This window comes from Pantanalinema rosaneae CENA516 (genome assembly GCF_050753385.1).
GTDB classification, from domain to species: domain Bacteria; phylum Cyanobacteriota; class Cyanobacteriia; order Leptolyngbyales; family Leptolyngbyaceae; genus Pantanalinema; species Pantanalinema rosaneae.
In genome coordinates this window covers 41742-66071 of the sequence record NZ_JBLZFZ010000034.1, presented here as the reverse complement: position 1 = coordinate 66071, position 24330 = coordinate 41742, and the positions used below count along the sequence as shown (strand labels likewise).

Sequence of the window (24330 nt, the reverse complement as noted above, 5' to 3'; positions counted from 1 at the left end):
CCCAATTCATCTGACTTCGGGCTGTATCACCTGACTTCAGACCAGTAAGGTGAATTACAGTTTGCTCATTGTCGATTCGCCAGACCAGCGAGCAGAATAGCCTCAAGTACTTGAGGAATCTGACCTATGACAGCTCGTGTTCTTAATGTTTCTCCGGAAACCGCGTCTGTCGGCTCGTTGTTTGTCTGCCAAGCCCCCCGCAGCTCACGTAGCTTTACGGCATCTCACCCTGATTCTGGCAAACACCTAGTCCGCAGACACACTGAAACTCCGGAACCCTCGACCAGTAGTGATATTCCAGATGTGAATCTGCTCTGGAAGCAGTTGTTTGAACTGTTGCCCCAGGGAGTGATTGTTGCCTCTCGGTATCAGAAACCCGTGTACTGGAACCTGAAAGCTCAATATCTCTGTCAGGAAGCACTGAACACCAATTTCCCGATCGCCGGACTCCCCGGTTTGGTGTCGGAGGTGTGTCAGCAGTTCATGCGGGAGGATTCCGCCGCTAGTACAGGGATTACGCACGAATATCAAACGGCTAGCGGGCGAACGGTTCGGATTACGGTACGCTGGTTAGAACTGAATTTAGGCAACGATCGCCCGAATGGTAATGGTCGGGTTGAGCACTTGCGCCCGGTGGACTCTAACGGTGAAGCTCCGTATTTGCTGATCTTTTTGGAAGACCGCGATCAAGTGTTACGGGAGGAATTGCGGATTCAGCAGCAGAAATATGACCTGACCGATCGGGAAGCGGAAATCTGGATGCTGTTGCAGCAAGAGTTTACCTATCAAGAGATTGCCAAACGGCTGCAAATTAGCCTGAATACCGTCAAGACGCACGTTAAAAATGTCTATGCCAAGAAGCGGAGTTGTCAAGAGACTGAGTCGGAATAAGTGGCTTGGTTGTGTGAGGCAGTCAGGCATGATGGTAATTAGCTTGCCACTTACCGATGACGAATGATTGATGACTGCTCGAACCATCACGTACAGTCCAGCCCATACGCTGGTTCCCACCTATGAGTGCTTTAATCGGTGTACCTATTGTAATTTTCGGGTTGATCCGGGTACACACGCTGGGCTGAGTTTGACGGCTGCTGCCGAGCAATTAGCGACCCTGCGGGAGCATGGGGTAATCGAAATCCTGATCTTGAGTGGGGAGGTGCATCCCCAAAGCCCCGATCGCCCTCACTGGTTCCAACGCATTTACGATTTGTGTGACCTGGCACTCTCCCTGGGATTTTTGCCCCATACCAATGCTGGAATTTTGAGTCGGGCAGAAATGGAGCGGCTCAAAGCGGTGAATGTGTCGATGGGCTTGATGCTGGAGCAAATTACCCCAGCGCTCCTTCAGACGGTGCATCGTCATGCCCCCAGCAAAGTGCCAGCCGTTCGCTTGCAACAACTGATCTGGGCAGGAGAGTTGCGAATTCCCTTTACGACTGGACTGCTGTTAGGCATTGGCGACACCGTGGACGATCGCCTTGCTACCTTAGAAGCGATCGCCGCGATTGCCCAGGAATGGGGGCATATTCAGGAAGTGATTTTGCAACCCTATCGTCCCGGTCAGCAGGAAGCTCTCAGTAGTGCCGCCTTCGGGATTGAGGATTTGATCGACACGATCGCGATCGCCCGCAAAATTCTGTCATCTCAAGTGACCTTGCAAGTGCCGCCGAATCTAATTGCCAAACCGGAACAGTTGATTGCCTGTATTGAAGCAGGGGCGAGGGATTTGGGGGGCATTGGTGTGCGGGATGAGGTGAATCCAGATTATCCCCATCCAATCGATCTCACTCTAGCGAATACATTAGAACTAGCTGGCTGGCAATTAATCCCACGATTACCTGTCTATCCCCAATATTTTGACTGGTTATCGGCACCGTTACGGCAGGCGGTCGATCGCTGGCAGCGGCAACTGGATCAAACAGGAATCCCGCAAACCTGATGATGACATGACCACCAGATCTCCGGGATTCAAAGAGTATCGCGACGAAACCAGAACGGCGATCGTAACGATACAGAGTTTTTAGAGTTGGTTATTGTTCCGCCGTAGCCAGTTCGGTGCTGCCCCGACCTCGACGTTGGGTGAGGGAGTTGAACAGGAGAATACCGATCGCTTTGATCAGGCTACCTTCGAGTTCTTTGAACATCTTCATGTTCAGACCAAAGGCATCATTGGCTTCGTCTACAATCCGTTCAGCCGTTGCCTCATCCACCTCTAGATCGTTCATGGCTTGACGATAGACGGTCTTAAAGGCTTTCTCGTCCGAGATGGTTTTGAACTCGTAGAAGTTAGTTCCAGATCCATCGCTCAGGTTCATGCCTCGTTGAGCAATGCCCTTGAGGATTTGACCGCCGGATAAATCGCCTAAGTACCGGGTGTAGGAGTGAGCCACCAGCAGTTCCGGGGCGGTGTTCGATACTTCCCGAATCCGAGCCACGTAAGCTTGGGCGGCTGAGGAAGGGGCAATTTGCTCCCGCCAGTTCGTCCCGTAGTAGTAGTACAGGTCGTTTTCTAGAGCTTCTTTACGGTTGAGTTCTGGGAAGTAGATTTTTGACACGATCGGATGATCTTTCTGCTTCTCCATTTCCTCTTCCATCGCGGTGTAGACGTAGTAGAGGTTCGACACCAGCTTGCGGTAAGAGTTTTTTTCTACAGTGCCTTTTAAGAAACAGGCGATGAAACCTGTATTTTCAGCCATCGTATGGGATTTCTTGGTGCCCTCACGTAGCTTGGTTGCTAAATTACTGCTCATACTAAATCTTCCAACCTGGGGTTGACGTGTGAGTGTACTGGGTTCTGAAACGCTAAAAAACCATCTAAATTGTTAAGGTAGACCGATTTGATGAGCGTTTTTATTAAAAATTTTGAAGGACATGGAGCTAAATTGAACAACTTACGAAACAAAAAATAATAGCCACTTTCATCAAAGCCCTGGCAAATCAAGATCATACGGCTTTAGACAAAAATGGCTAGCTTAAATTGCTTGACATGTAAATTTTACAATTCGTAAAAAATCAACCCTCGGCGGGTACAACTTGGGGTTGCCCCATACTGTAATTCAGCACCCGGCTATTCAAGTTATAGGAAATACTGCCTTGCTGGAGCAGCGATCGCACCAGGTGTTCTAGATCCGAACCAATTCGCCGCAGGTTGTATTCCGTTAACTCAGCCCCGTTATACGCTTCAACTAGCTCATCAAACTTACGGTAAACCTGCTGAAGGGCTTCTTCCGTCCAAACGAATTCGTTATCTGGATCAACATCCAGAGTCAACACGTTGTCGCTGGGAATCAATTCATTCTTTTCAACGGTGGCAGCAAAGATATGGATATGGCGCGTGGTTGACTTCAGCAACATGGGGTAGTCAGCTAAACGGTACAGCTTTATTGTAAAGAGCGATCGTCCCTAGCAGGTATTGCATTCGTCAACTAGACCAATAGATGGAAGGGGAACAAGCCCTCTCAGCGCATTGCCAGCGATCCTGTACACTGAGGGGCAATTCATCTGAATGGCGCTTCTATGGCAACCCCGAAAATGAATAGACTAGCGATAGAAATGCCGCAACTGACTGTATTTAAGCTTTAGCAAGCGAATTATGACGACGAGTAATCCCGCCCACCCCCCTCAACGTGTGATTGGTTTGACTGGAGGGATTGGCATGGGCAAAACGACAGTATCGGATTATCTGGCAACTGTCCATCACATTCCAGTGCTAGATGCAGATATTTTTGCCAGGGAAGCGGTACAACCGGGCGCAACGGCATTGGCTGAACTGGTCGATCGCTACGGTTCTGGAGTGCTGTTACCCGACGGGAGTTTGAACCGCCATCGCTTAGGCGACATTATTTTCAGCAGTCCGGCGGAACGGCTCTGGGTGGAACAACGGATTCATCCCTATGTCCGCGATCGCCTCACGGAATCGATGCAAGCTCCGTTACTCCGAACCAGCCCGATCGTGGTGATGGTGATTCCGTTGTTATTTGAAGCTCGAATGACTGATTTGGTTACAGAAACCTGGGTGATCCGGTGTACTGAAGACCAACAGCTACAACGCTTAATCCACCGCGATCGCCTCAGCTTTGAACAAGCCCAGGCTCGAATGAATAGTCAGATGGCAATTCAGAAAAAACTGGCTCGGGCGGATGTGGTGCTGGACAATACCTCCACGCCGGACCAGTTGTATCAAGAAATCGATCGCTATATCGCTAAACATCCCCAGCAAGTCACGATTCGCCGGGGATGCTAACGGCTAATCCATCGCTTCGCCGCCCACCACGACATTGCGAATCCGCAGACTGGGCCCACCACAGCCGACGGGCAAGCCACTTTGCCCCCCCTTGCCACAACCGCCGGACTCATCCCAGAAAAAGTCATCGCCGATCGCTTCAATGTCTGCCAGGGTCTTAAACGCATTGCCGGATAAGGTGACATCCCGGACGGGTTCGGCAATCTCGCCATTGCGGATCATCCAGGCTTCTCCGGCAGCAAAGGTGAACATTTCGCCATTGGTCATGCCACCCAGCCAGTTGCGGGCGTAGACCCCCTCTTCGATGTCATTCAGCAGATCATTGACCGGAGTTTTACCGCGTTCGATCCAGGTATTGGTCATCCGGACGATCGGGGGGTAATGGTAGTTCAAACATCGGGCATTGCCAGTTACTGCTTCGCCTAGCTTGCCTGCCGTCTCCCGCGAGTGTAACCGTCCCACCAGCACTCCATCCTGGATTAACTGAGTTGTGGTGGCAGGTGTACCTTCGTCGTCATAAAAGTAACTGCCCCGATGTCCGGCAGGGGCTGCCCCATCAAAGATTTGCAGTTCCGGGGAGCCAAATCGTCGCCCAATGCTCATGGTTTCCAGCAAATCGGGATTTTCGTAAGCCATGTCTGCTTCCGACAAATGCCCAAAGGCTTCATGCACAAATAATCCCGACAGAATCGGATCGATCACTACTGTATAGGTATTGCCTTTGACGGGAGGCAGGGCTAGTGAATCAACGGCGCGTTGGGCAGCACTGCGGACCTGTTCATCTAAGCCGAGTAAGTCCTCATACGCTTTTCGCGATCCGGTGGTTTCTCGTCCGGTCTGCACCGTTTCACCATTGCGAGCCGTAGCCGCGAACCGCATTTCCATGTCTACCCAGGATTGCTCCAGTAATGTGCCCTCTGAGGTTGCGAGAATCACCCGTTGAGCGCTGTCGCCATACCGCACTGAAATGGTGGCAATTTGGGAATTGAGACTACGCAGAATTTCGCCATAGTGCTGGCATAGGGCTTTTTTATCCGCTAACGGGACTTGGCGGGGATCGGTACCAGACAACGGCAGAATGCAGGTATCCTGAATCGACGGAACCTCGGCTAACAGGGTTTCTTCATCCCCGACTAAATGGGCTGCCGCGATCGCTTCTTCAATCCGATCTTTTAAGGTAGCAAGCTGGTTAAAACTGGCGAATCCCCAACCGCCTTTGTGGCAGGCTCGCACATGTCCCCCGATCGCAATCCCTTCACTCAGGGTTTCAATTTTATTACCTCGAAATAAAATATCTGCACCTTCGGCTGCCTCTAGCCGAATTGCCAGATAGTCAACCTGAGAGCGATAGCGGGCAATCAGGTCAGCTAGCAGATCCTTAACATTCGGGGGAAGAGTAGCCATGAACCAACCTCAGGGCAATGAACTGCCTTTATTCTGCAATTAATCGTCCCCGCTTGCCAATGACATCGCAGTGGGGGGAACCGATCGCGACCTGGGTAACGTGCCACAATGGGCAAATTCGGTGGCTATCAGTTCCTCCAAATTAAGGTACTGCGAGAGTAAATGCGATCGCCAAATAAACTGTCCGAAAACTTGCCATTAAAGCTAAAGTCTCTGAGAAGTTGTCTGATTAAAGATGTCGCTTCTGGGAAACAGACGGTATCTTAGCGAAAGGTGGGAGTATCTCTGCGCCAAGCGCCGATTTTTGTTGTGAACAAGCAATTTTGGTCAAGTTGCTTAGAGGTTGATGTCGTTGTCGAGGATTCATGAACAACGCCTTTGTTGGTCAAGTATTACAAGGTGGTAAATACACACTCGATCAGGTCTTGGGTCAAGGTGGGTTTGGCATTACATTTCGAGCCACCCATCATTACCTGCAAAAAATCGTTGTAGTTAAAACCTTGAATCCTGCTTCTCAAGCCACCGGAGAATTTGATCTGATCCAACGGCAATTCCAGGATGAAGGGCGACGACTGGCATTATGTCTGCATCCCAACATTGTGCAAGTCAATGATTTCTTTCTTGAAGATGGATTGCCCTATTTAGTGATGGAATATATCCCGGGGAAAACATTAGAGGAGGTGGTGTTTCCCGATCGCCCATTATCAGAAACTACGGCGATTCACTATATTCGGCAAATTGCGGCAGCCTTACAAGTGGTGCATCAAAGCGGGTTATTACACCGGGATGTCAAACCCCAAAATATTATGTGGCGCGATGGCACTCAAGATGTCGTGCTCATTGACTTTGGTATTGCCAGAGAATTTACCCTGGGTGCGACCCAAACCCACACCAGCATCATTTCGGCGGGCTATGCCCCGATCGAGCAATATATGGCGCAGGCAAAACGTACTCCGGCTATGGATGTATATGGGTTAGCGGCAACCTTGTATGCTCTGTTGACCGCCGCCGTACCCGTGGCTTCAGTCCTGCGCGATCGCCAACCAATGCCAGCTCCGCGTGATTTACGCCCTGAGTTGAGTGCTGCCGTTAACCAAGCCGTGATGCAAGGCATGGCGGTGGATGTGCAATATCGTCCGGCAACGATCGCTGAATGGCTGACCCTGTTACCCGAGTCAGACTTTAAGGTAAAAATGCCGACCACTGGCGAGCCGCCTGGGCAGCAAACACCGACCTCAAGGATGGCAACCGTGGCGATTAGTCCGGGTTACTACTCTCCTCAGGCTGGCAATGGTACGGCAGCGCAAGTTTTACCTCCTCCTAGCCTGCCATCCAGCCGTGTATCACCCTGGCTCTGGGTTGGCTTAGCCGCGATCGGGAGTGCAGTGGCAACGGGTGCAGGAGCGGCTTGGTTTTACTCCCGTCAAACCACAGATCCAATTGACTCGGTACCCGTGGTGCGACAGCCATCCCCAACTCCACTACCGTCGGTGGTTGCCAGCGAGCCTCCAGCGCTACCAACACCCACCCCGAGTCCGACTCAGCCGGTGTCTGTGCCAACCCCACCTCCTCAGGTGTCTGGAACTCCTATGGCAATGCAGAATCCTACGGATGCGTTACCTGTCGATGTACCTAATGTCCCTGGTTTTCCCACTGGAACTCCAGAGGATGCCATTCGGCAACAGCTAGGGGAGCCGACTAAATCCAGCTATGGGTATTGGGGCAATACGCGATCGGTCTTATATGAGTTAATGCCCAATCAAGTCACATTGGGATTTCTGTATGACAACGATACGGGTAAGGTGCGCCAAAGTGAAGCCTCGTTTTCGCAAGCTATCGATCGCTCAGTCATGCAAACAACCTTGACGGCAATGTTAGATGGCAAGATGGATCGCACGATCACCCAGGGATTGATGGATGTGTGGCAATGGCGATCGAATAACTATTCCTTCAGGAAAGGTAATTTAAAAGGAGTGATTGAACGCAATGAACGCGATCGTATCTACATCGGTGTGTGGGATGCCGATCTGCATTAGCGTCTGAATCAACGTCCAGCCATTTACTGATCAGGACAGCAATGCCGCAACCAATTCTCTATATCGCAATTACCAATCATGGCTTTGGACATGCGACCCGAGCCGCCGCTGTGGTGGCAGAGATGCAACGGTTATGCCCAGAGATGTTGCTGATTTTGGTGACAACGGCTCCCCGATGGTTGCTGGAGGCTTATATTCCGGGGGATTTCATTCTGCGTCCCCGGGCTTTTGATGTGGGGGTGGTGCAGAGTGATAGTTTGAAGATGGATCAGCCTGCCACCCTGGAAAAGTTGCAACAAATCAAAGCGCAGCAGCACCGCCTGATCGCTTCAGAGGTCAATTTTATTCGGCAGAATCGGGTGGGTTTAGTGTTAGCGGATATTCCTCCCCTGGCTGTGCCGATCTCCCATGCGGCTGGTGTGCCAGTGTGGATGATGAGTAACTTTGGTTGGGATTTTATCTATCGTCCCTGGGGAGGCGGATTTATCGCGATCGCGGATTGGATTGCCGATTGCTTTCAGCAGTGCGATCGCTTATTTCGCCTGCCCTTACATGAACCGATGACTGCGTTTCCGCAGGTGCAGGATGTGGGGTTTACTGGCGGGACACCCCGTTACTCAGTGGAGGAATTGCGGCAAACATGGGGGATTAAAACTCCACAGGAACAAACGATTCTCATGACCTTTGGTGGGTTGGGATTAGAACAAATTCCGTACCAGAATGTGCAGCAGTTTCCTGATTGGCAATTTATTACCTTCGATCGCAATGCACCCGATCTTCCCAATCTGCTCCGGATAACGGATCATCAGTATCGTCCGGTGGATTTGATGCCGATTTGTGGACGGATGATGTCAAAACCAGGCTACAGCACCTTCTCTGAGGCGTGCCGCTTAAATCTACCCATTCTGTCCATCACGCGGGATGATTTTGCGGAAGCATCCGTATTAATTGAAGGCATTCAGCAGCATGTCCCGCATCAAATTCTCTCACCCGCCGAGTTTTTTACGGGAGATTGGCAATTTTTACAGCAACCCCTTCAGGCAGCTCGCCAGCCCAATTCTGTCCCTGGCAATGGCAACGAGACGATCGCACAAGCCGTAATTAACTTTTTTCAAACCCAGTAAGGTATCCTCCCACTCAGTCCGCTCGATTCCGAATCAGCTACTATGAGAATCATTGTGGAGTGTGGAGCGAGAGAAAATTTGCTGAATAACGACAAGTTTTCTCTGAAGTCAATTTAATGGCGTGAAGTAGGGCATCTTAACGCTATAGATGCATCTCGTAGAGTGATGATATGAAGCACAATCCCAAAGCATTTGGGGTAGGAGTAGGTGCAGCAGTTCTGAGTGCAATCGCGGGCATGAGTCTATTAGTTTGGCAACGCCACACCTCCCAAACTACCGCTGCTGCCATGGTGTGTCAGACGATCGCGACCGATCCCAACCCACCGCTGAATGTTCGCTCCAGTCCTGTTGTGGCGAGTGATAACATCATCGGCAAGATTAACAATGGTACGCTCCTGACGGTGGTGGATGAAAATCAGGGCTGGTTACGCATTAGCACTCCCACCGATGGTTGGGTTTACAAAGAATACACCGTCACGAGTTGTGTGCTGCCAACGGAAGCCCAGCTTTCTGGGGCAATTTCTCCAATTTCTGATCAGGGCAATCGGGCTTTTGCTACAGCGACGGAACATTACCAGAATGGGAATCTAACGGCGGCGATCGCGTTGGCAAAAATGGTACCTGCCGATAGTCCGATTTATCCGGACGCGCAAACGGCGCTCAACCAGTGGCAACAGGATTGGCAACGGGCAGAAGCCCAGTTTTACAAAGCTCAAACTGCCCTACGGGATGGTCGCTGGCAGGATGTGATGAATACAGTTAAAGACTTTCCAGAGAATCGGTTTTGGAAAGCTAAATTAACGCCGATCGTCCGGCAGGCAATTCAGGTTCAAGCGCAAAAAACGAATAGCGGTCTAGAGGCACGATCGAAACATTAAATTCTTGAATTCGTCCGTTTTTTTAGGTCAGATCGATGTAACAGAGTAATTAGAGCGTATGGCTATCAACTACGGCTAAGGCTGTTTCTCGAATCTCTCTATTGGTTATTTTTATGAAATTCCAGTCGTCTGTTCCCTTTCTTGCTGGTGCTGCTTCCCTCGCCGCGATCGCAGGCATTACCTATACCGTAGTGCAATCTTCACCTCGCACCATGCCCACTATTACCCCCTCGGCTGAGGTGAGCGCTGTCCCAACCATCTCTCCTCCGGCGACGGCTGCTCCTTCTGGTTCTCCACCTACCCCGACTACGCTATCTTCCCCTCAGGTCGCTACGCCTGGAGCTACTTCCGCCAGTGCGCCAACGGCTTCTCGGCAAATCAAGTCCTGTGAAATGACGATGGCAAAGGTTAATGATCCAGACGCGCCATTGAATATCCGCTCTCAACCGACCACAGAAGGGAGTCAGATTGTCGGAACTTTGCGGAATGGGGAGTTCGTAACGGTGGAGCGCGAACAGGATGGTTGGTTGCAAATTAGTGTGCCGATGTCCGGCTGGATTGCCAAGAACCGCACAGAAACCGGCTGCAACCAGAAGCTAGAACAGGTGAGTTTTGCGGCGGGGCAGGATCAGGTGATGATTCGCGATCGCTTCATTGGCACAGGCTCTCATCGCTATGTCTTGCAAGCTAAACAAGGACAAACGATTACGGTCACCCGTGAAGCCGGAGCGTTTCCAGCCGTGATTGCCCCCAATGGCAAATATTTGACCGAAGACCCGGACGATCGCCGCACCGATTGGTCTGGTCAAGCCACCCAAACCGGAGAATACATTTTTCAACTCGACTCTAACTTCCGGGGCTACAATTATGCGTTCTCAGTGCAAATTCAATAACGTCAGTCAGTTACTCCTGAGGGGGCTGACCATCCCGCCGTCCCAATTCATAAATACCGCAGGCGACACAGGCAAGCATCCCCATGCTAATTGCCCAACTTTGCCCTAGCGTGAGTTCAACACCATAGTTGCAAAAGCCCCCCAGTACCAAGAACGGCACGATGCTAAATAGTGATGCATAAAAGGCATTTTGGGCTTCTCGACCTTTGCGGGTGCGTTCAAATTCGGCTTCTGATGTGTAGAGCGATCGCTCGGCAAAGTTAAACCACCGATTCAGTTGTTCCATCACCCAATGGCTGACGGGAGATAGTCCCAGATATAACGCCAGTGACCAGAGGGTAGCCCCGGCGATCGCGGTGGGGTCAAACACAATTCTGAAGGGGAATATCTCATCGAGCATGGAGGTTCGCCACAAAACCTGGATGTTGAATTGTTTGCTGTATTACCCATTCTGCCTTGAATAGGCAGGTAGTAGCGAATTGTACTCAGGAAATCTGTAAAGTCCTCTGCTACAAGGGGTTGGAGCGATCACGGCAACTTTTTTCAAAAAAATGGCGGATTGGGCTTGCAATTTACCCACTCTCTCCGTTACTATCAATATCCGTGGGTGAGCGGGTCGGTGCCCGAGTGGTTAATGGGGGCGGACTGTAAATCCGCTGGCTACGCCTACGCTGGTTCAAATCCAGCCCGGCCCATCCACGTAACCAGCAAGAGGTAGAAGTGATTGCTGAAATTGCTTTTACCTTTCTGTTTGGTCTTTTGCCCTTGTAGCTCAGTGGTAGAGCACACCCTTGGTAAGGGTGAGGTCACGAGTTCAATCCTCGTCAAGGGCTCTTAGTTTGTTCGTTCTAAGCGATACGCTAGCATGGTAGGCAGCATTCATACCAGCAACGTTCGAAAGAAATGCAAATCGAAATTGCTCTGCCCGATGACATTGCCCGTGATTTAGCTGCCAAATGGGGCAGTTTGGAACGTCAAATCTTGGAGATGGTTGTTGTTCAAGCCTACCAAGATGAAGTTATTAGTGCAGGAAAGGTACGGCAACTACTTGGTTTTGCAACCCGTCTAGAAGTGGATGCCTGGCTCAAACAAAAAGGCATATTCCTTCACTACGATCAATCTGAACTAGAAGCAGATTGCCGAACTCATGAGCAACTGAGGAATGCAGGCAAGTTGCTAGCATGATTGTGGTTGCGGATACTTCACCCATCTGTTACTTAATTTTAATTGGACAGATTGGTCTGTTGCCTCAGCTTTATGGTGAGGTCGTGATTTCTCAAGCCATTCAAGATGAGTTAGCCGATGTGCGTTCGCCTAGTCAAGTACAGCAATGGATCGCTCAACCACCTGCTTGGTTAAAAATTCAATCAGTTTATCTGCAACCAGATGCCGAATTGGAAGTTCTCGATTGGGGAGAACAATCAGCCATTTTACTTGTTGAACAGCTTGGGGCAGATTGCCTGATTGTTGATGAGATCGTTGGACGACGAATTGCTCGATCGCGTGGTTTACGGGTAATTGGGGTATTAGGAATTTTGGAAGAAGCCGGTAGATTAGGTTGGCTCGATTTGCCTGCTGTATTAGAGCAACTACAGCAAACCACATTTCGTGTATCTCAGCAGTTGATTCAGCAGATATTGGAACGTTACTATCCCCCAAGTTAAGTCATCCAACGATTCAAAAGACTGACAGAAGTGCTGGAAAAACCAACTTATTGAGTTGAAGAGACATCAATTGGTTGGGGAAGGAAGTACCTCCATGATCTATCTCTGGGCGTGTACGCTACGCTAAATAACGCCAGGGAAATGGCATTGTACATGAGGAGCAATCGGTTATGGCAAAGCATACGCAGGCGCACTTGTCGCGTACTGTTGATAAACGGAAACCGCCAGCGTTAAAGGATATGACGAAACGCCAGATGGAATACTATATGGGGGCGAAACTGTTAGAGATTGGTGTTGACCCCAATTCAGCTATCTATCGCTGGGCAACGGAGGAGAAGGGCAACCAGGAGGTCTACACCTACAGCGCTTACTGGGCTGACTCCAAAGACAAATTGCTGCAAGAAGAAGCGGGTTCATAAAGCAAAGCAGGAGTGCCTGCGATCGTGGCTACTCCTGCTCTGTTAGAGATTTAATTTGACGGCGATCGTTGGCTTACCAGAACGATGGTTGGTGGCGAATCAAATTGAGGAATTCTTCCCGTGTCTTTTGATCCTCTTGAAACACGCCAACCATGGCGCTAGTCACCGTCCAGGAACCGGGCTTCTGTACCCCCCGCATCACCATGCACATGTGGCTGGCTTCCATGACAACGGCGACCCCTTGAGGTTCCAGGATGGTCTGTACGGCTTCCGCAATTTGCCGAGTTAACCGTTCTTGCACCTGTAAGCGCCGGGAATACATTTCCACAATCCGGGCGAGTTTACTCAGACCGACTACCTTTTGGTTCGGGATGTAAGCAACATGAACCCGACCCATAAACGGTAGCATGTGGTGTTCGCACAAACTGAAGGCATTAATGTCCCGCACTAACACCATCTCATTATGACCTTCGTCAAAAATGGCACCGTTGACCAGTTCTTCCAAAGATTGCTGATAGCCACTGGTGAGGAAGCGCATAGCTTCTGCGACCCGCTTCGGGGTTTTCAGCAGACCTTCACGATCGGGATCTTCTCCAACTCCTAAGAGAATTGTTCTGACCGCATCCATCATCTCGGCTTGGTCAGCTTCAGAGGGAGGATGGAGCTTGGGTTCTTGGTGTCCGTCCAGGGTATTGCGATCGGGGCGGGTCTGAAGGGTGGTCGCGGTTTCCAGTGAGGATGATTTCGCACCGTTGGCACCGTTGGAAGCAGCAATAGTCATAAGTTAAGTTGAAGGTAAGTGAGATACGAACGTGGACAAACTCGGCTGAGTGATCGATGAGTTGAACTGGACTAGAATGTGCCAGCGTTGGGCATGAGTGTCAGATCTTCAATCACAGCCGTTTCAGGTAAAAGGGCAGCGTAGAGGATGGACTGAGCCACGATTTCTGGGGTTAGCATTTGAGTGCGATCGAAATCAGCATTAACGGTTGTGGTATCCCAAAGTGGGGTATTGACCGAGCCGGGAGAAATGGTTACTACCCGAATGCCGTGGGAACGCTCCTCCGCTGCCAGGGCTTTGGAGAGAGCCACTAAACCGAATTTGCTGACACAGTATGCCCCCCAATCCGGAAAAACTTGATGTCCGGCGATCGAAGCAACATTAATGATGGTGCCGCGTTGCCGTTGGCGCATTCCTGGTAAAATTCCTTGAATGCACTGAAAAACGCTGGTCAGGTTCAGGTCAAGCACCTGTTGCCAGTCTGGTAGCGACATCTCTGCCAAGGCTCCGGTATATGCCATGCCAGCATTGTTAACCAGAATGTCGATCGCGGACTCCTGATCGATCGCGGCGATGGTTTGCCGCACCTGAGTCAGGTTAGCTAAATCGACGGGATAGATGTGAGCTTTGACTCCAAAGGTCGTGGCTTGCTCCGCTACCTGTTGCAGTTGCGTTTGGTTGCGGCTGACTAAAGCCAGATGAATCCCTGCCTGGGCAAATGCTAGGGCAGTTGCTTTGCCAATACCACTACTTGCCCCTGTAATGAGGGCATACCGTTCTGTTTGAGGAGTCATGGAACCGCCCAAGATCAACAGTCTGTGTGAATGCTTAGTGATGAAAGCGCTGAAAATTGCTCTGACCTGCTCTCAGGCTAACGAATCAGACTGAGTCAGCCATTAAGCGCCGATTAGAAATGGGATTCGGTCATCCTGGGATGATTAACCCGAGCCAGTGACAGGTCAATAGGCAAGATCAAATCCAGATTCAAATGTCAAGTTGCGGGATGGTTCACTGAGATGAGCTGACTCGAAGCATGACCTTGATGGCAAGTCCAGCTTCAATGGGAAAAGCTCTACAGCGCAACCAGAATTGTGAACATTTGTTACTGATTTGATTATATCACTCAGAATCGCCTGTTGTCGGAAAACCGCAAGTTTAGGCAGGAATATCGGCAAAAACCCCGATCGCCCGGAATTTTTGGTAGCGCAGATCACGTCGTTGTTGCCCGGTTAATGCGCCCAGTTCATCTAAATGATGGAGAATCGATTGTTTTAACGTTTCGGCAGCTTGTAATGGATTAGCATGGGCACCGCCGATCGGTTCGGGGAGAATTTCGTCAATAATGCCTAATTGTTTCAAGTCGGGAGCGGTAATTTTTAAGGATTCTGCCGCCTGGGGAGCGCGTGACGCATCTTTCCACAGGATCGCGGCACAGGCTTCGGGGGTCGCCACGGTGTAAACCGAATGTTCAAACATCATTAAGCGATCGCCCACACCGATTCCTAATGCGCCTCCGGAACCGCCTTCGCCAATCACCGTACAGAGAATCGGGACATCTAAGCGAAACATTTCGCGCAGGTTATAGGCGATCGCTTCGCCCTGACCTAACTTCTCAGCTTCCATCCCTGCCCAGGCTCCGGGCGTGTCGATAAAGGTGAGAATTGGCATACTGAAGCGATTGGCGTGCTCCATCAGCCGCATGGCTTTGCGATAGCCACCGGGGGCTGCCATGCCAAAGTTGCGTGCCACATTATCTTTAGTGTCTCGCCCTTTCTGGTGTCCTAGCATGACGACTGGTTTGCCAGCAATCCGACCAACGCCACCCACCAAAGCCGGATCGTCGTTGCCACCGCGATCGCCGTGTAGCTCCATCCATTCGTCACTAATCGCCTGGATGTAGTCCAGGGTACTGGGGCGACGGGGATGACGGGCAACTTGTAACCGTTGCGCTGGCGACAGACTACTAAAAATTTCCTGACGTAGTTGGACTGCTCGGGCTTCTAGCTGGCGAATTTGATCCGAGACATCGACATCATTTTCTTCTGCCAGTTCCCGGATTTGAATGATGCGAGCTTCGAGTTCGGCTAATGGCTTTTCAAAGTCGAGCAGGATCGGTTTACGTTCAGTGGGTGCCATAGGTTAGGGACAGAAATGGGATGTGGAGGAATATGCGATCGTTCAAACTGAGAGATGATTGCTTCCTAACCTCTCTCTAGTTCTGGATGCGGTGTATACACAAGTCTGAGTTGATCGGACTTGCAACCTGTTTTGCCCCCTAAATCCCCCAATTCTGGGGGACTTTGAATGGTTGGTTCCCCCCAGAATTGGGGGGCTAGGGGGGCAAAATGCAGGATTTTTAGGCTCCAGAGAAGATGTGTATACACAGTAGCTAGTTTCTGGTGAATCAGTGATTAAACTAACAAGGGTCTAAAGCCATGCTTCACAGAAACTTGACCAATTTGATCCATCTTCTCCACAGTAATGCGATTGCGTCCCCAAGAGAAGTTAGTATGCCATTTTTCAAATTCCAGCAGCATTGATTCCGCGAAACAGGCGAATAACTGACGGGCGGGTACATCCATGTTGACGATCGACATGATCTTCCAATCAATGTCTAAGGAATGCTCGACAATGCCACCATTCAGGACAACTACTCCATCGCGCTGAATTTTGGTACCGAGATTCTTGGGATAGCCCCCGTCGATCAACAAGCAGGTGGGTTTAAGCACCGCCGGATCAATCTCGACTCCTTTCGGCATACTGGCAACCCAAACCACAATATCGGCTTGAGGTAGGGCTTCCTGCAAATCCATAATCTTGCCGCGACCCAATTCGGCTTGCAGGTCTTGCAGCCGTTCTCGGTTACGAGCAATCAGCAATAAATCTTCGACATCGGTACGAACATTCAGCCAGCGACACACTGCACTGCCAATGTCCCCTGTAGCACCACAAACGGCAACCGTTGCTTTAGACAGATCGATGTCTAGTTGGGCAGCAGCTTGTTCGACCTGACGGCAAATAATGTAGGCAGTGTGAGTATTGCCAGTTGTGAACCGTTGGAAGTCTAACAGGACATTACGAACCTGGGTAATTTGCTCCAGGTTGAAGTTCTCAAAAATAATCGAGGAAAATCCGCCTAGGGCTGTGATGTTGATGCCATGTTTTTGAGCATGTGCCATCGCGTTAATCACTTTGCGGGTGGCGGCTTTAATGCGGCGGGCGGCTAACATTTCCGGCAAAAAGCAGGATTCGACATACTTGCCTTCGATCGTCTGCCCAGTGATACTCGTTACCCGGATGGTATCGACAATTTGAGGTGGCGCACTACACCAAAAATCTAAACCTTGATCGGCATATTCTGGGTAGCCAAGTTCTTTGGCAACGGATTGAGCGTGTTCCAAACTGGTAAGGTGACCGATAAGACCAAACATGAATGACGTGGATAAATTGTATTGAGCTTGTTTAAAGGCACGTTAAACATCAGCAAATTGTCACAAGCAAGCGACGGATGGGCTTGATGCGACCAGCTTCAAATTTGCTGAATGATCAAAATGATTGTTAGAGATACGAATAAACCAGGCATTAGTAGGGGGTTGAGAGGCATTCTACCGAAGAATGCCTCTGTTAATCGAGGAAATTGCAATTAGGCAGCGGCTAGACCCATTGCCGAGAGCCGCATGACATCCCGGTTGCTGAAGCCAATGTTGCCGAGGGCTTCGCCGTACTGGATCATGAAGTCTTCGACTAAGGCTTCTTTTTCCATGCCCAGAACTTTAGCATCCGCTTCGACCTGGTTCAGCATTTGCCAAACGATCGGCAGGTTTTGCCGATTGGCAGCTTCTAATTCCGCTTTGACGGCTTCAAAGTTCGCTTGTAGCCACTCTTCACCGAAGTTGAGGTGAGTATATTCGTCTTTCACAACGCCTTCAGTAATCTTGCGAGCGAAATCGTCAGCAACGGGAATGTAGATGTTGTAGGCGGCGATCGCAAAACACTCAATAATTAACGCCTGGATCAGCAAGCAAGTGGCAATATTGCCCTGAGCCGCCGCATCCTGAAAGTTTTGATGCAATCTAGAGAAAAACTTGCGGGCAAACTCCATGTCGGGAGTCACATCGAGATTACGTCCGCAGGCTTCAAAGCCCTTTTTGTGCCGACTTTCCATTTTTGCTAGACTAATCAACCGATCTTTGTGGTCTGGTAGCAATTCAGCCAACCTGATGTAATTTTCGTTAGCTTCTTGCTCGCCTTCAATCACAATGGCGTTGATGCGGCTGTAAGCATCGCGGTAGTTCTCGCTATGGAAGTCGATTGCTACAGTAGCCTCAAGCTGCGGCATAGATTACTTTCTCCTCGAAGAATGTTGCCGATCGCTGATCGGCATAGGAACGATGGGATAAGGAATGGGGGTAAACGTAACGAACAACTTAACGTTTCTGCTTGTATCACTGTAGCGCTTTCTTACAATGAATTAAAATTCATGGTAGAATTTCGCGCTTTTGCAAGCCAGAACCTGAAGCCGATGACAGCCTCAAGGTTCCCTGATTAAGTTGATCCAGGGAGTTGATCCTGGGGTTACGCGATCGCCAGAAGTCATTCCTGATTCTACATATTCTTTATCCATCTCGTACATTTAACTTAATAATGACTGTCAAGCAACACCATAGAGTCTGGCAATTTACCAAGTTATGTGCCTGAATTAATTAGCTTCCAACGAAATGTCTTCCAGGTGAGAGAGGATTTTCAGTCGTACTGTTCGTTCTCCCAGGCTATCGAGGGGGGTTTCCAGCACCTCGCCGGATAGAGGATTCAGGCAACTGAGCAAGGTACGGAGATGGGGGGTACTGGCACCGCTATCCAGATAAACCCGTTCCGAGAGGGCATTGAGTCGCTTCCAGGTCATGAATAGCTTGACAATCAATTGTTCTAATTGCGCCGCTTGATTCACCATGTCGGCCGTTGAACTGAGACAACCAATCCGTAGAGCTTCTTCCAATGCCAGTTCCAGATCAAGCGATTGATTGTTTAACGCTCCGACTTTGGTTGCCGCTTCTAAGTATTTCGCTAAATAGCGGGCTTCTGCTGTCACCTGCTTTAGCGTATCGACATCAGGATTTTCGATAATCTCGGTTCGCAGTGAGGCTTGATGGGCTTCTGGTAACTTCTCCATTTCCCGCACCAGGGGAGCTAGATACCGGGTGGGGATCGTATGGTCAGCCGCTTTTTCTTTGATCTCTGTGGGTAACAATTCGGAGGTCATCGCAGTCCACTCATCCGAAAGTTGCCGGACTTCCCGCCGGGTAATGCGATCGCCCCGTCGTGCCGCATCACTCACCATTTGTTGGACTTCTGGTGCCGCGTGCGCTGTTTCCACAAACGCCCGTTTACTGAACTGGTTAACATCTTCAGATTCTAAAAAACCACCTTCCAGCAAGGTATCGGCGCTATTCGCCAGTTCAATCAACGAGTAAGCCTGACTTTTGCTAATTTCCCGATCTTTGAGCCAATTCAGAAATCCTGTCCCGCGCCCATCGCCATTCCGTTTTTCCCGATCGCGCACTGCCCGTAAAATTCGTCCCCGCCAAATATCCGTTTGCAAATCAAACCGATCGCAGACTTGCCAAGCTTGCTCAATCCGGTGCTGAAATTCTTGATCCGCAATCTGTTCGTCATCGGGATCGGGGAGTTGGAAATTTAGGTCAACTCCCTCTAGCATGGCGGGATCAAGTGCAGGAGTAAGATTTGCCGGAGACTGAGGAGCTTGTACCATCGAAACCCTTTGCGGACAACAGGCTGATCATTATGGCATGGGATGGACGATCGTTCAGCAGGAGATAGGGAGATGAGGAGATGGGGAGATGGGGGGATGGGGGATGAGCATTCTGTTTCCTCACCTTCTTCACCTTCCTCACCGCTTCTGCCGTTCTAACCAGCGTTGGTACAAATCCGGTCGCCGATCGCGGGTACGTTGAACTTGTTGCTCATGCCGCCATTTGGCGATCGCGGCATGGTTGCCAGAGAGTAGAACTTCTGGAACTGCCCAATCTCGGAACACCGGAGGACGGGTGTATTGGGGATAATCGAGCAATTCTTGCTCAAAGCTTTCAGCTTTCAAAGATTCTTCTTTACCTACCGTTCCTGGTAACAAGCGAGTCACCCCGTTAATTAACGTTAGGGCAGGAATCTCACCACAGGTCAGCACGAAATCCCCCAGAGACACCTCTTGTGTAACTAGATTCAGAACTCGCTCATCTACTCCCTCGTAGTGCCCACAAATAATCACTAATTGTTGATAGTTAGCCGCAAACTTCTGGAACATTGCCTGATGCATCGGTTCGCCCTGGGGAGTCATTAGCACCACTTCACGGGGTGGGATCTGGGGCAGGGATTCAACGGCTGCAAAAATGGGTTCTGGTTTCATCAACATGCCGACACCACCGCCATAGGGTTCATCATCGACTTTGCGATGTTTATCGGTGGTAAAGTCGCGTGGATTAATCAGATGAACAGCCGCGATTTGTTTGGCTAAGGCTTTGCCTAGTAGCCCCGAACTGAGGGGTGAGGTAAAGAAATCAGGGAACAGAGTCACAATATCAAAACGCATGGAGGAGGGAGGGAGAGGATGGGGAGATCGGTGGGATCGGGCAGATGGGGAGATCAGATCTTACGGGTTTTGGTGAGCAATTGATGAGTCAGGTCGGCGGACTTTTGTTGTTTAAACGACGCTTTCATCGTTAAAGATTATGCCTAATTAAGGAGTGGTGCTCCAAGGTTAGAGGCATTGGCAAATTTGGGGTTTGCCAAAAAATAGGGTAGAGCCTGTTTCACCAAAATAGTAATCTGGTCTAGATAGGCATAGCGTTGCCTTGGTTGCCTTGACCCAAAACGGACGATCGGCAGTTCAGCGATTAGGATGAGTAACAACGACGTGTCTTCCCGACTTACCAAACTTTTGGAGCGTTGGTTTCATCGAACGCTGGGGAATAGCGCTATGCCGCAACTAGAGTTTCATCGCCTTGGAGAGGAAATGCCCCAGTCAACGAAAACTGCCATTATGGTTATTGGGGGAGCCGAAGATAAGGTACATGGGCGCGAGATCTTGAACAGCTTTTTTACTCGCTCAGGGTCAACGGATGCCCGGATTGCCATTATTCCTTCTGCCTCCCGTGAACCAGTTGCGACCGGAGAGCGGTATCACAGCATTTTTACTGAGATGGGAGCCAAGGGCATCGAGATTTTGGATATCCGCGATCGTGAGCAATGTGAAGATCCCTTGATGCAAAGCTATGCCGAAAACTGCACTGGCGTATTTCTCACCGGGGGAGATCAGTTGCGCCTGTGTGGATTACTCGCTGATACTCCCTTAATGGATATGGTGCGGCAACGGGCTCAACGGGGGGAGATTACCTTAGCGGGAACCAGTGCCGGGGCGGCAGTCATGGGACATTACATGATTGCTGGGGGCGGTAGTGGGGAGTCCCCGAACCGATCGCTGGTGGATATGACCACTGGGTTAGCCATCTTGCCGGATTTGTTGGTGGATCAACACTTTCATAACCGCAATCGGATGGCTCGGTTAATGAGTGCGATCGCGGCTCATCCCGATCGTCTGGGGATAGGGATCGATGAAGATACCTGTGCCGTGTTTGAAGGGGATGGTACGTTACAGGTGATTGGTAAAGGTACAGTGACAGTGATTGATCCCAAAGACCTGTCCTATACGAATCAGCCGGATGTCGGCGCGACTGATCCGCTGAGTATCTATAACCTGCGGGTACATGTCCTCAGTTATGGCGATCGTTTCGATCTCCGGAAACGCACTGCCTTGCCGCCCCAACGCCAGAAGTTTTAAGGGTTTGAGATCAAGAAAATCACTGCTGCGAATAGCTGCAATTCTGAGCAATTCTCGTTAAGCTGAGTTCAATCTCGTTCATTCACTCTGGCTGCCGTGAAAATCGTTCATGATGAACAGTCTCGGATCTCCCAGAGCTTGAAACTGAATAATTGCATCAAAATATCTGCTCGACAGTGGCAGTGCTCACCCTCGCAACCACCAGCAGGGTTTCGCATTTGAAGTGACTCCATAAAAATGGCTAATTGCTTATGAAGATTCTCAAAATCCAGACATTACGAGGTCCTAACTATTGGAGTATTCGTCGTCACAAGCTGATTGTAATGCGTCTGGATTTGGAGGATCTTGCCGATAAGCCCTCCAACCAAATTCCAGGGTTCTACGAGGGATTAATCCAGGTGCTCCCCAGCCTGGTTGAACATTTTTGTTCTCCCGGTTGTCGGGGTGGTTTCCTCAGTCGGGTGCGCGAGGGCACCATGATGGGGCACATCATTGAGCATGTTGCCCTGGAGTTGCAAGAACTGGCGGGGATGGAGTCAGGGTTTGGACGAACCCGAGAATCCTCGACTCCTGGCATTTATCGAGTGGTGTTTGAATACGTTTACGAGCAGGCAGGACGCTATGCCGCGCGGGCAGCTGTTCGCCTCTGTCAAAGTATTGTGAATACCGGCACCTATCCAGCCGAAGAATTGGAGCAAGATCTGTCCGATCTACGCCAACTGGCGGCGGATGGTTCTCTAGGACCCAGTACGGAATCCTTAGTTAAGGAAGCGGAAGCCCGTGGCATTCCCTGGTCTGAACTGAGTGCCCGCTCCATGATCCAATTGGGATATGGGGTACACCAAAAACGGATTCAAGCGACGCTCAGCAACTACACCAGCATTTTGGGCGTAGAACTGGCTAGTGATAAGGAAGGCACGAAACGAGTGCTACGGGAAGCCGGAGTGCCTGTACCGCGTGGGACGGTGGTGGACTACCTGGATGATTTGGAGGAAGCGATCGCATCGGTGGGTGGTTATCCGATCGTGATCAAGCCTCTAGATGGTAATCATGGTCGGGGAATTACGATCAATATCGAGAATTGGCAGCAGGCTGAGGAAGCCTATGATGCGGCGCGGGAAGTGTCGCGATCGGTGATTGTGGAACGCTACTACCAGGGGCGTGATCACCGGGTTTTAGTGATTAATGGCAAGGTTGTCGCCGTAGCGGAACGGGTGCCTGCCCATGTAGTGGGGGATGGTCGCTCGACGATCGCAGAATTGATTGAAATTACTAATCAAGATCCCCGGCGGGGCGAAGGGCACGATAATGTGCTGACTAAAATTCAACTCGATCGCACCAGTTGGCAACTGCTGGAACGCCAGGGGTTAACTGTGGATACGGTGCTCGACCGGGGGGAAGTCTGTTATCTCCGAGCCACCGCCAACCTGAGTACCGGCGGAATCGCGGTCGATCGTACCGACGACATTCATCCTGAAAATGTCTGGTTAGCCCAGCGGGTTGCCAAGATTATTGGCTTGGATATTGCCGGAATTGATGTCGTGACTCCCGATATCACCCGTCCTTTGCGGGAAGTGGATGGGGTAATTGTCGAAGTCAATGCGGCTCCGGGTTTCCGGATGCATGTCTGCCCCAGTGAAGGCATTCCTCGTAACGTTGCGGAACCGGTTATGGATATGTTATTCCCTGCCGGAACTCCGAGCCGTGTACCGATCCTGGCTGTGACAGGCACTAATGGTAAAACCACGACCACTCGGTTGATTGCCCATATCTTTAAGCAAACCGGACAGGTGGTGGGCTACACGACCACGGATGGCACCTATATTGGGGATTATTTGGTGGAACCGGGCGATAACACGGGCCCCCAGAGTGCCCAACTGATTTTGCAAGATCCGTTAGTGGAAGTGGCGGTACTAGAGAGTGCGAGAGGCGGCATCCTGCGATCGGGTCTGGCGTTCCAGGAATGTAATGTTGGAGTGGTGTTAAACGTCGCCGCCGACCACCTGGGACTGGGGGATATTGACACGATCGAAGAAATGGCGCGAGTGAAAAGCGTAGTGGCTGAAACGGCTATGCCCAACGGCTATGCGATTTTGAATGCCGATGATCCGTTGGTGTCCGCGATGGCGAGTAAAGTCACGGCTCAGGTGGCATATTTCTCGATGCATCCTCAGTCTGATCTGATCAAAGCCCATACGCAAAAAGGGGGGCTGGCGGCAGTTTACGAGAATGGCTATCTCTCGATTCTCAAAGGCGATTGGACATTGCGGATTGAACAGGCAGCCAATGTCCCCTTAACGTTGGGGGGACGGGCACCGTTTATGATTGCCAATGCCCTTGCCGCGAGTTTGGCGGCCTTTGCCCAGGGGGTGCGGATTGAGGATATCCGGGCTGCCCTGTTGACGTTCCGGGCATCGACGGAACAAACTCCGGGACGGATGAATCTCGTCAATCTGGGTAAATACCATGCTCTAGTCGATTACGCCCATAATCCCCATAGTTATGAAGCCCTGGCGGGATTTGTGAAGAATTGGCCAGGGGAACGGATTGGGGTTGTGGGTGGTCCTGGCGATCGCCGCGATGACGACTTCGTGATGCTAGGAACGTTAGCGGCAGGCATGTTCGATCGCATTTTTGTCAAAGAGGATGATGATACCCGAGGGCGATCGCGGGGGGATGCGGCGCGGTTAATTACTGAAGGCATTCGGCAAGCCAGCCCAGATAGTCGCTATGAAACGATTCTGGATGAAACAACGGCGATCCAAACGGCATTGGATGCGGCTCCACTCAATAGTTTGGTGGTGATTTTGCCGGAGAGTGTGACGCGTGCCTTGCGCTTAATTGATGCCCGTCGTCCCTTAGCGGAAGCAGAAGCGGTACCAGATCCAGCAACAGTAGAGCCGCCATTGAGTAATGGCAATGTGGTTGCCCCCCAACCCAGTTCTCCGGATGAAGATTCTGTAGAGTATGTGAACTTCGGACGATAGCTTGGCGGGTAAACTGACGTGTTGACTATGATGGCGGATGGTACTCGAT

23 protein-coding genes and 2 tRNA genes are annotated in these 24330 nt (G+C 50.7%); 14 read left to right on the top strand and 11 right to left on the bottom strand.

Translation table 11 applies throughout. The annotated features are described in order from the left end of the window. Positions 1 to 126 precede the first annotated feature (126 nt). Positions 127 to 891 carry a LuxR C-terminal-related transcriptional regulator gene (locus ACN4EK_RS19285; protein ID WP_431659790.1) on the top strand — a complete coding sequence of 255 codons (765 nt, stop codon included), beginning with the start codon at positions 127 to 129 and terminating at the stop codon, positions 889 to 891. 70 nt (positions 892 to 961) lie between these two features. Continuing rightward, positions 962 to 1939, top strand: coding sequence for a 7,8-didemethyl-8-hydroxy-5-deazariboflavin synthase subunit CofG (gene cofG, locus ACN4EK_RS19280; RefSeq protein WP_431659788.1), 978 nt, complete (start codon positions 962 to 964; stop codon positions 1937 to 1939). A gap of 91 nt (positions 1940 to 2030) precedes the next feature. On the opposite strand, the gene ACN4EK_RS19275 is transcribed toward cofG, so the two are convergent. Continuing rightward, complete coding sequence (locus ACN4EK_RS19275; RefSeq protein ID WP_431659787.1) at positions 2031 to 2750, bottom strand: biliverdin-producing heme oxygenase; 720 nt, start codon at positions 2748 to 2750, stop codon at positions 2031 to 2033. 262 nt (positions 2751 to 3012) lie between these two features. After that, positions 3013 to 3354: an NAD(P)H-quinone oxidoreductase subunit M gene (gene ndhM / locus ACN4EK_RS19270; protein WP_431659786.1), complete on the bottom strand. Its 342-nt coding sequence runs from the start codon at positions 3352 to 3354 to the stop codon at positions 3013 to 3015. A gap of 238 nt (positions 3355 to 3592) precedes the next feature. Here ndhM and coaE point away from each other — a divergent pair, with 238 nt between their 5' ends. Next, entirely contained in the window at positions 3593 to 4243 is a 651-nt protein-coding gene (gene coaE / locus ACN4EK_RS19265) for a dephospho-CoA kinase (protein ID WP_431659785.1), read from the top strand. 3 nt (positions 4244 to 4246) lie between these two features. Here coaE and ACN4EK_RS19260 read toward each other — a convergent pair whose 3' ends face one another. Beyond that, positions 4247 to 5647 (bottom strand): TldD/PmbA family protein, encoded by a 1401-nt coding sequence (locus ACN4EK_RS19260; RefSeq protein ID WP_431659784.1) that lies wholly within the window; start codon positions 5645 to 5647, stop codon positions 4247 to 4249. A gap of 365 nt (positions 5648 to 6012) precedes the next feature. Here ACN4EK_RS19260 and ACN4EK_RS19255 point away from each other — a divergent pair, with 365 nt between their 5' ends. The 4 genes from ACN4EK_RS19255 (at position 6013) to ACN4EK_RS19240 (ending at position 10578) form a co-directional block, all read left to right on the top strand. Beyond that, positions 6013 to 7683, top strand: coding sequence for a serine/threonine protein kinase (locus ACN4EK_RS19255; RefSeq protein ID WP_431659782.1), 1671 nt, complete (start codon positions 6013 to 6015; stop codon positions 7681 to 7683). Between the two features lie 41 nt (positions 7684 to 7724). After that, positions 7725 to 8807: a glycosyl transferase gene (locus ACN4EK_RS19250; protein ID WP_431659781.1), complete on the top strand. Its 1083-nt coding sequence runs from the start codon at positions 7725 to 7727 to the stop codon at positions 8805 to 8807. A 170-nt stretch (positions 8808 to 8977) separates the two neighbouring features. Further along, on the top strand, positions 8978 to 9685 hold the full coding sequence (locus ACN4EK_RS19245; RefSeq protein WP_431659779.1) for an SH3 domain-containing protein: 708 nt from the start codon (positions 8978 to 8980) through the stop codon (positions 9683 to 9685). Positions 9686 to 9798: 113 nt separating this feature from the next. Continuing rightward, positions 9799 to 10578, top strand: coding sequence for an SH3 domain-containing protein (locus tag ACN4EK_RS19240; protein ID WP_431659778.1), 780 nt, complete (start codon positions 9799 to 9801; stop codon positions 10576 to 10578). A 10-nt stretch (positions 10579 to 10588) separates the two neighbouring features. On the opposite strand, the gene ACN4EK_RS19235 is transcribed toward ACN4EK_RS19240, so the two are convergent. Continuing rightward, a complete protein-coding gene (locus ACN4EK_RS19235) occupies positions 10589 to 10978 on the bottom strand; it encodes a hypothetical protein (RefSeq protein WP_431659777.1) in 390 nt (129 codons plus the stop codon). Between the two features lie 213 nt (positions 10979 to 11191). Here ACN4EK_RS19235 and ACN4EK_RS19230 point away from each other — a divergent pair. The 5 genes from ACN4EK_RS19230 (at position 11192) to ACN4EK_RS19210 (ending at position 12661) form a co-directional block, all read left to right on the top strand. Continuing rightward, positions 11192 to 11273: transfer RNA gene (locus ACN4EK_RS19230), tRNA-Tyr, on the top strand. Positions 11274 to 11339: 66 nt separating this feature from the next. Next, positions 11340 to 11411: transfer RNA gene (locus tag ACN4EK_RS19225), tRNA-Thr, on the top strand. Between the two features lie 70 nt (positions 11412 to 11481). Beyond that, positions 11482 to 11763, top strand: coding sequence for a UPF0175 family protein (locus ACN4EK_RS19220; protein WP_431659776.1), 282 nt, complete (start codon positions 11482 to 11484; stop codon positions 11761 to 11763). Next, positions 11760 to 12242 (top strand): DUF3368 domain-containing protein, encoded by a 483-nt coding sequence (locus ACN4EK_RS19215; protein ID WP_431659774.1) that lies wholly within the window; start codon positions 11760 to 11762, stop codon positions 12240 to 12242. Before ACN4EK_RS19220 ends, ACN4EK_RS19215 begins: the two co-directional genes overlap by 4 nt. 170 nt (positions 12243 to 12412) lie before the next feature. After that, complete coding sequence (locus tag ACN4EK_RS19210; RefSeq protein WP_431659773.1) at positions 12413 to 12661, top strand: hypothetical protein; 249 nt, start codon at positions 12413 to 12415, stop codon at positions 12659 to 12661. Between the two features lie 73 nt (positions 12662 to 12734). Here the strand turns inward: ACN4EK_RS19210 and folE are convergent, their stop codons facing one another. The 7 genes from folE to trmD form a co-directional block, all read right to left on the bottom strand. Next, positions 12735 to 13442, bottom strand: coding sequence for a GTP cyclohydrolase I FolE (folE, locus tag ACN4EK_RS19205; protein WP_431659772.1), 708 nt, complete (start codon positions 13440 to 13442; stop codon positions 12735 to 12737). Positions 13443 to 13513: 71 nt separating this feature from the next. Next, the gene (locus ACN4EK_RS19200; protein WP_431659770.1) at positions 13514 to 14236 is read right to left on the bottom strand and encodes an SDR family oxidoreductase; all 723 of its coding nucleotides are present in this window, start codon (positions 14234 to 14236) and stop codon (positions 13514 to 13516) included. Between the two features lie 361 nt (positions 14237 to 14597). Then, a complete protein-coding gene (gene accA, locus ACN4EK_RS19195) occupies positions 14598 to 15578 on the bottom strand; it encodes an acetyl-CoA carboxylase carboxyl transferase subunit alpha (protein ID WP_431659768.1) in 981 nt (326 codons plus the stop codon). A 275-nt stretch (positions 15579 to 15853) separates the two neighbouring features. Beyond that, positions 15854 to 16873, bottom strand: a complete 1020-nt coding sequence (locus ACN4EK_RS19190; protein ID WP_431659766.1) for a long-chain acyl-[acyl-carrier-protein] reductase — start codon at positions 16871 to 16873, stop codon at positions 15854 to 15856. 212 nt (positions 16874 to 17085) lie between these two features. Continuing rightward, entirely contained in the window at positions 17086 to 17781 is a 696-nt protein-coding gene (locus ACN4EK_RS19185; protein WP_431659764.1) for an aldehyde oxygenase (deformylating), read from the bottom strand. A gap of 360 nt (positions 17782 to 18141) precedes the next feature. After that, positions 18142 to 19212, bottom strand: coding sequence for a hypothetical protein (locus ACN4EK_RS19180; protein ID WP_431659763.1), 1071 nt, complete (start codon positions 19210 to 19212; stop codon positions 18142 to 18144). Between the two features lie 138 nt (positions 19213 to 19350). Next, the gene (trmD, locus tag ACN4EK_RS19175; RefSeq protein WP_431659761.1) at positions 19351 to 20046 is read right to left on the bottom strand and encodes a tRNA (guanosine(37)-N1)-methyltransferase TrmD; all 696 of its coding nucleotides are present in this window, start codon (positions 20044 to 20046) and stop codon (positions 19351 to 19353) included. Between the two features lie 309 nt (positions 20047 to 20355). Here trmD and ACN4EK_RS19170 point away from each other — a divergent pair, with 309 nt between their 5' ends. Next, positions 20356 to 21294 carry a cyanophycinase gene (locus tag ACN4EK_RS19170; protein ID WP_431659760.1) on the top strand — a complete coding sequence of 313 codons (939 nt, stop codon included), beginning with the start codon at positions 20356 to 20358 and terminating at the stop codon, positions 21292 to 21294. Positions 21295 to 21545: 251 nt separating this feature from the next. Next, entirely contained in the window at positions 21546 to 24281 is a 2736-nt protein-coding gene (gene cphA / locus ACN4EK_RS19165) for a cyanophycin synthetase (RefSeq protein ID WP_431659759.1), read from the top strand. The last annotated feature ends 49 nt before the right edge of the window (positions 24282 to 24330 follow it).

Bases quoted from the DNA above. Each gene is read 5' to 3' on its own strand.
- ACN4EK_RS19285 (WP_431659790.1), top strand. From the start codon at position 127: ATGACAGCTCGTGTTCTTAATGTTTCTCCGGAAACCGCGTCTGTCGGC.
- cofG (WP_431659788.1), top strand. From the start codon at position 962: ATGACTGCTCGAACCATCACGTACAGTCCAGCCCATACGCTGGTTCCC.
- ACN4EK_RS19275 (WP_431659787.1), bottom strand. From the start codon at position 2,750: ATGAGCAGTAATTTAGCAACCAAGCTACGTGAGGGCACCAAGAAATCC.
- ndhM (WP_431659786.1), bottom strand. From the start codon at position 3,354: ATGTTGCTGAAGTCAACCACGCGCCATATCCATATCTTTGCTGCCACC.
- coaE (WP_431659785.1), top strand. From the start codon at position 3,593: ATGACGACGAGTAATCCCGCCCACCCCCCTCAACGTGTGATTGGTTTG.
- ACN4EK_RS19260 (WP_431659784.1), bottom strand. From the start codon at position 5,647: ATGGCTACTCTTCCCCCGAATGTTAAGGATCTGCTAGCTGACCTGATT.
- ACN4EK_RS19255 (WP_431659782.1), top strand. From the start codon at position 6,013: ATGAACAACGCCTTTGTTGGTCAAGTATTACAAGGTGGTAAATACACA.
- ACN4EK_RS19250 (WP_431659781.1), top strand. From the start codon at position 7,725: ATGCCGCAACCAATTCTCTATATCGCAATTACCAATCATGGCTTTGGA.
- ACN4EK_RS19245 (WP_431659779.1), top strand. From the start codon at position 8,978: ATGAAGCACAATCCCAAAGCATTTGGGGTAGGAGTAGGTGCAGCAGTT.
- ACN4EK_RS19240 (WP_431659778.1), top strand. From the start codon at position 9,799: ATGAAATTCCAGTCGTCTGTTCCCTTTCTTGCTGGTGCTGCTTCCCTC.
- ACN4EK_RS19235 (WP_431659777.1), bottom strand. From the start codon at position 10,978: ATGCTCGATGAGATATTCCCCTTCAGAATTGTGTTTGACCCCACCGCG.
- ACN4EK_RS19220 (WP_431659776.1), top strand. From the start codon at position 11,482: ATGCAAATCGAAATTGCTCTGCCCGATGACATTGCCCGTGATTTAGCT.
- ACN4EK_RS19215 (WP_431659774.1), top strand. From the start codon at position 11,760: ATGATTGTGGTTGCGGATACTTCACCCATCTGTTACTTAATTTTAATT.
- ACN4EK_RS19210 (WP_431659773.1), top strand. From the start codon at position 12,413: ATGGCAAAGCATACGCAGGCGCACTTGTCGCGTACTGTTGATAAACGG.
- folE (WP_431659772.1), bottom strand. From the start codon at position 13,442: ATGACTATTGCTGCTTCCAACGGTGCCAACGGTGCGAAATCATCCTCA.
- ACN4EK_RS19200 (WP_431659770.1), bottom strand. From the start codon at position 14,236: ATGACTCCTCAAACAGAACGGTATGCCCTCATTACAGGGGCAAGTAGT.
- accA (WP_431659768.1), bottom strand. From the start codon at position 15,578: ATGGCACCCACTGAACGTAAACCGATCCTGCTCGACTTTGAAAAGCCA.
- ACN4EK_RS19190 (WP_431659766.1), bottom strand. From the start codon at position 16,873: ATGTTTGGTCTTATCGGTCACCTTACCAGTTTGGAACACGCTCAATCC.
- ACN4EK_RS19185 (WP_431659764.1), bottom strand. From the start codon at position 17,781: ATGCCGCAGCTTGAGGCTACTGTAGCAATCGACTTCCATAGCGAGAAC.
- ACN4EK_RS19180 (WP_431659763.1), bottom strand. From the start codon at position 19,212: ATGGTACAAGCTCCTCAGTCTCCGGCAAATCTTACTCCTGCACTTGAT.
- trmD (WP_431659761.1), bottom strand. From the start codon at position 20,046: ATGCGTTTTGATATTGTGACTCTGTTCCCTGATTTCTTTACCTCACCC.
- ACN4EK_RS19170 (WP_431659760.1), top strand. From the start codon at position 20,356: ATGAGTAACAACGACGTGTCTTCCCGACTTACCAAACTTTTGGAGCGT.
- cphA (WP_431659759.1), top strand. From the start codon at position 21,546: ATGAAGATTCTCAAAATCCAGACATTACGAGGTCCTAACTATTGGAGT.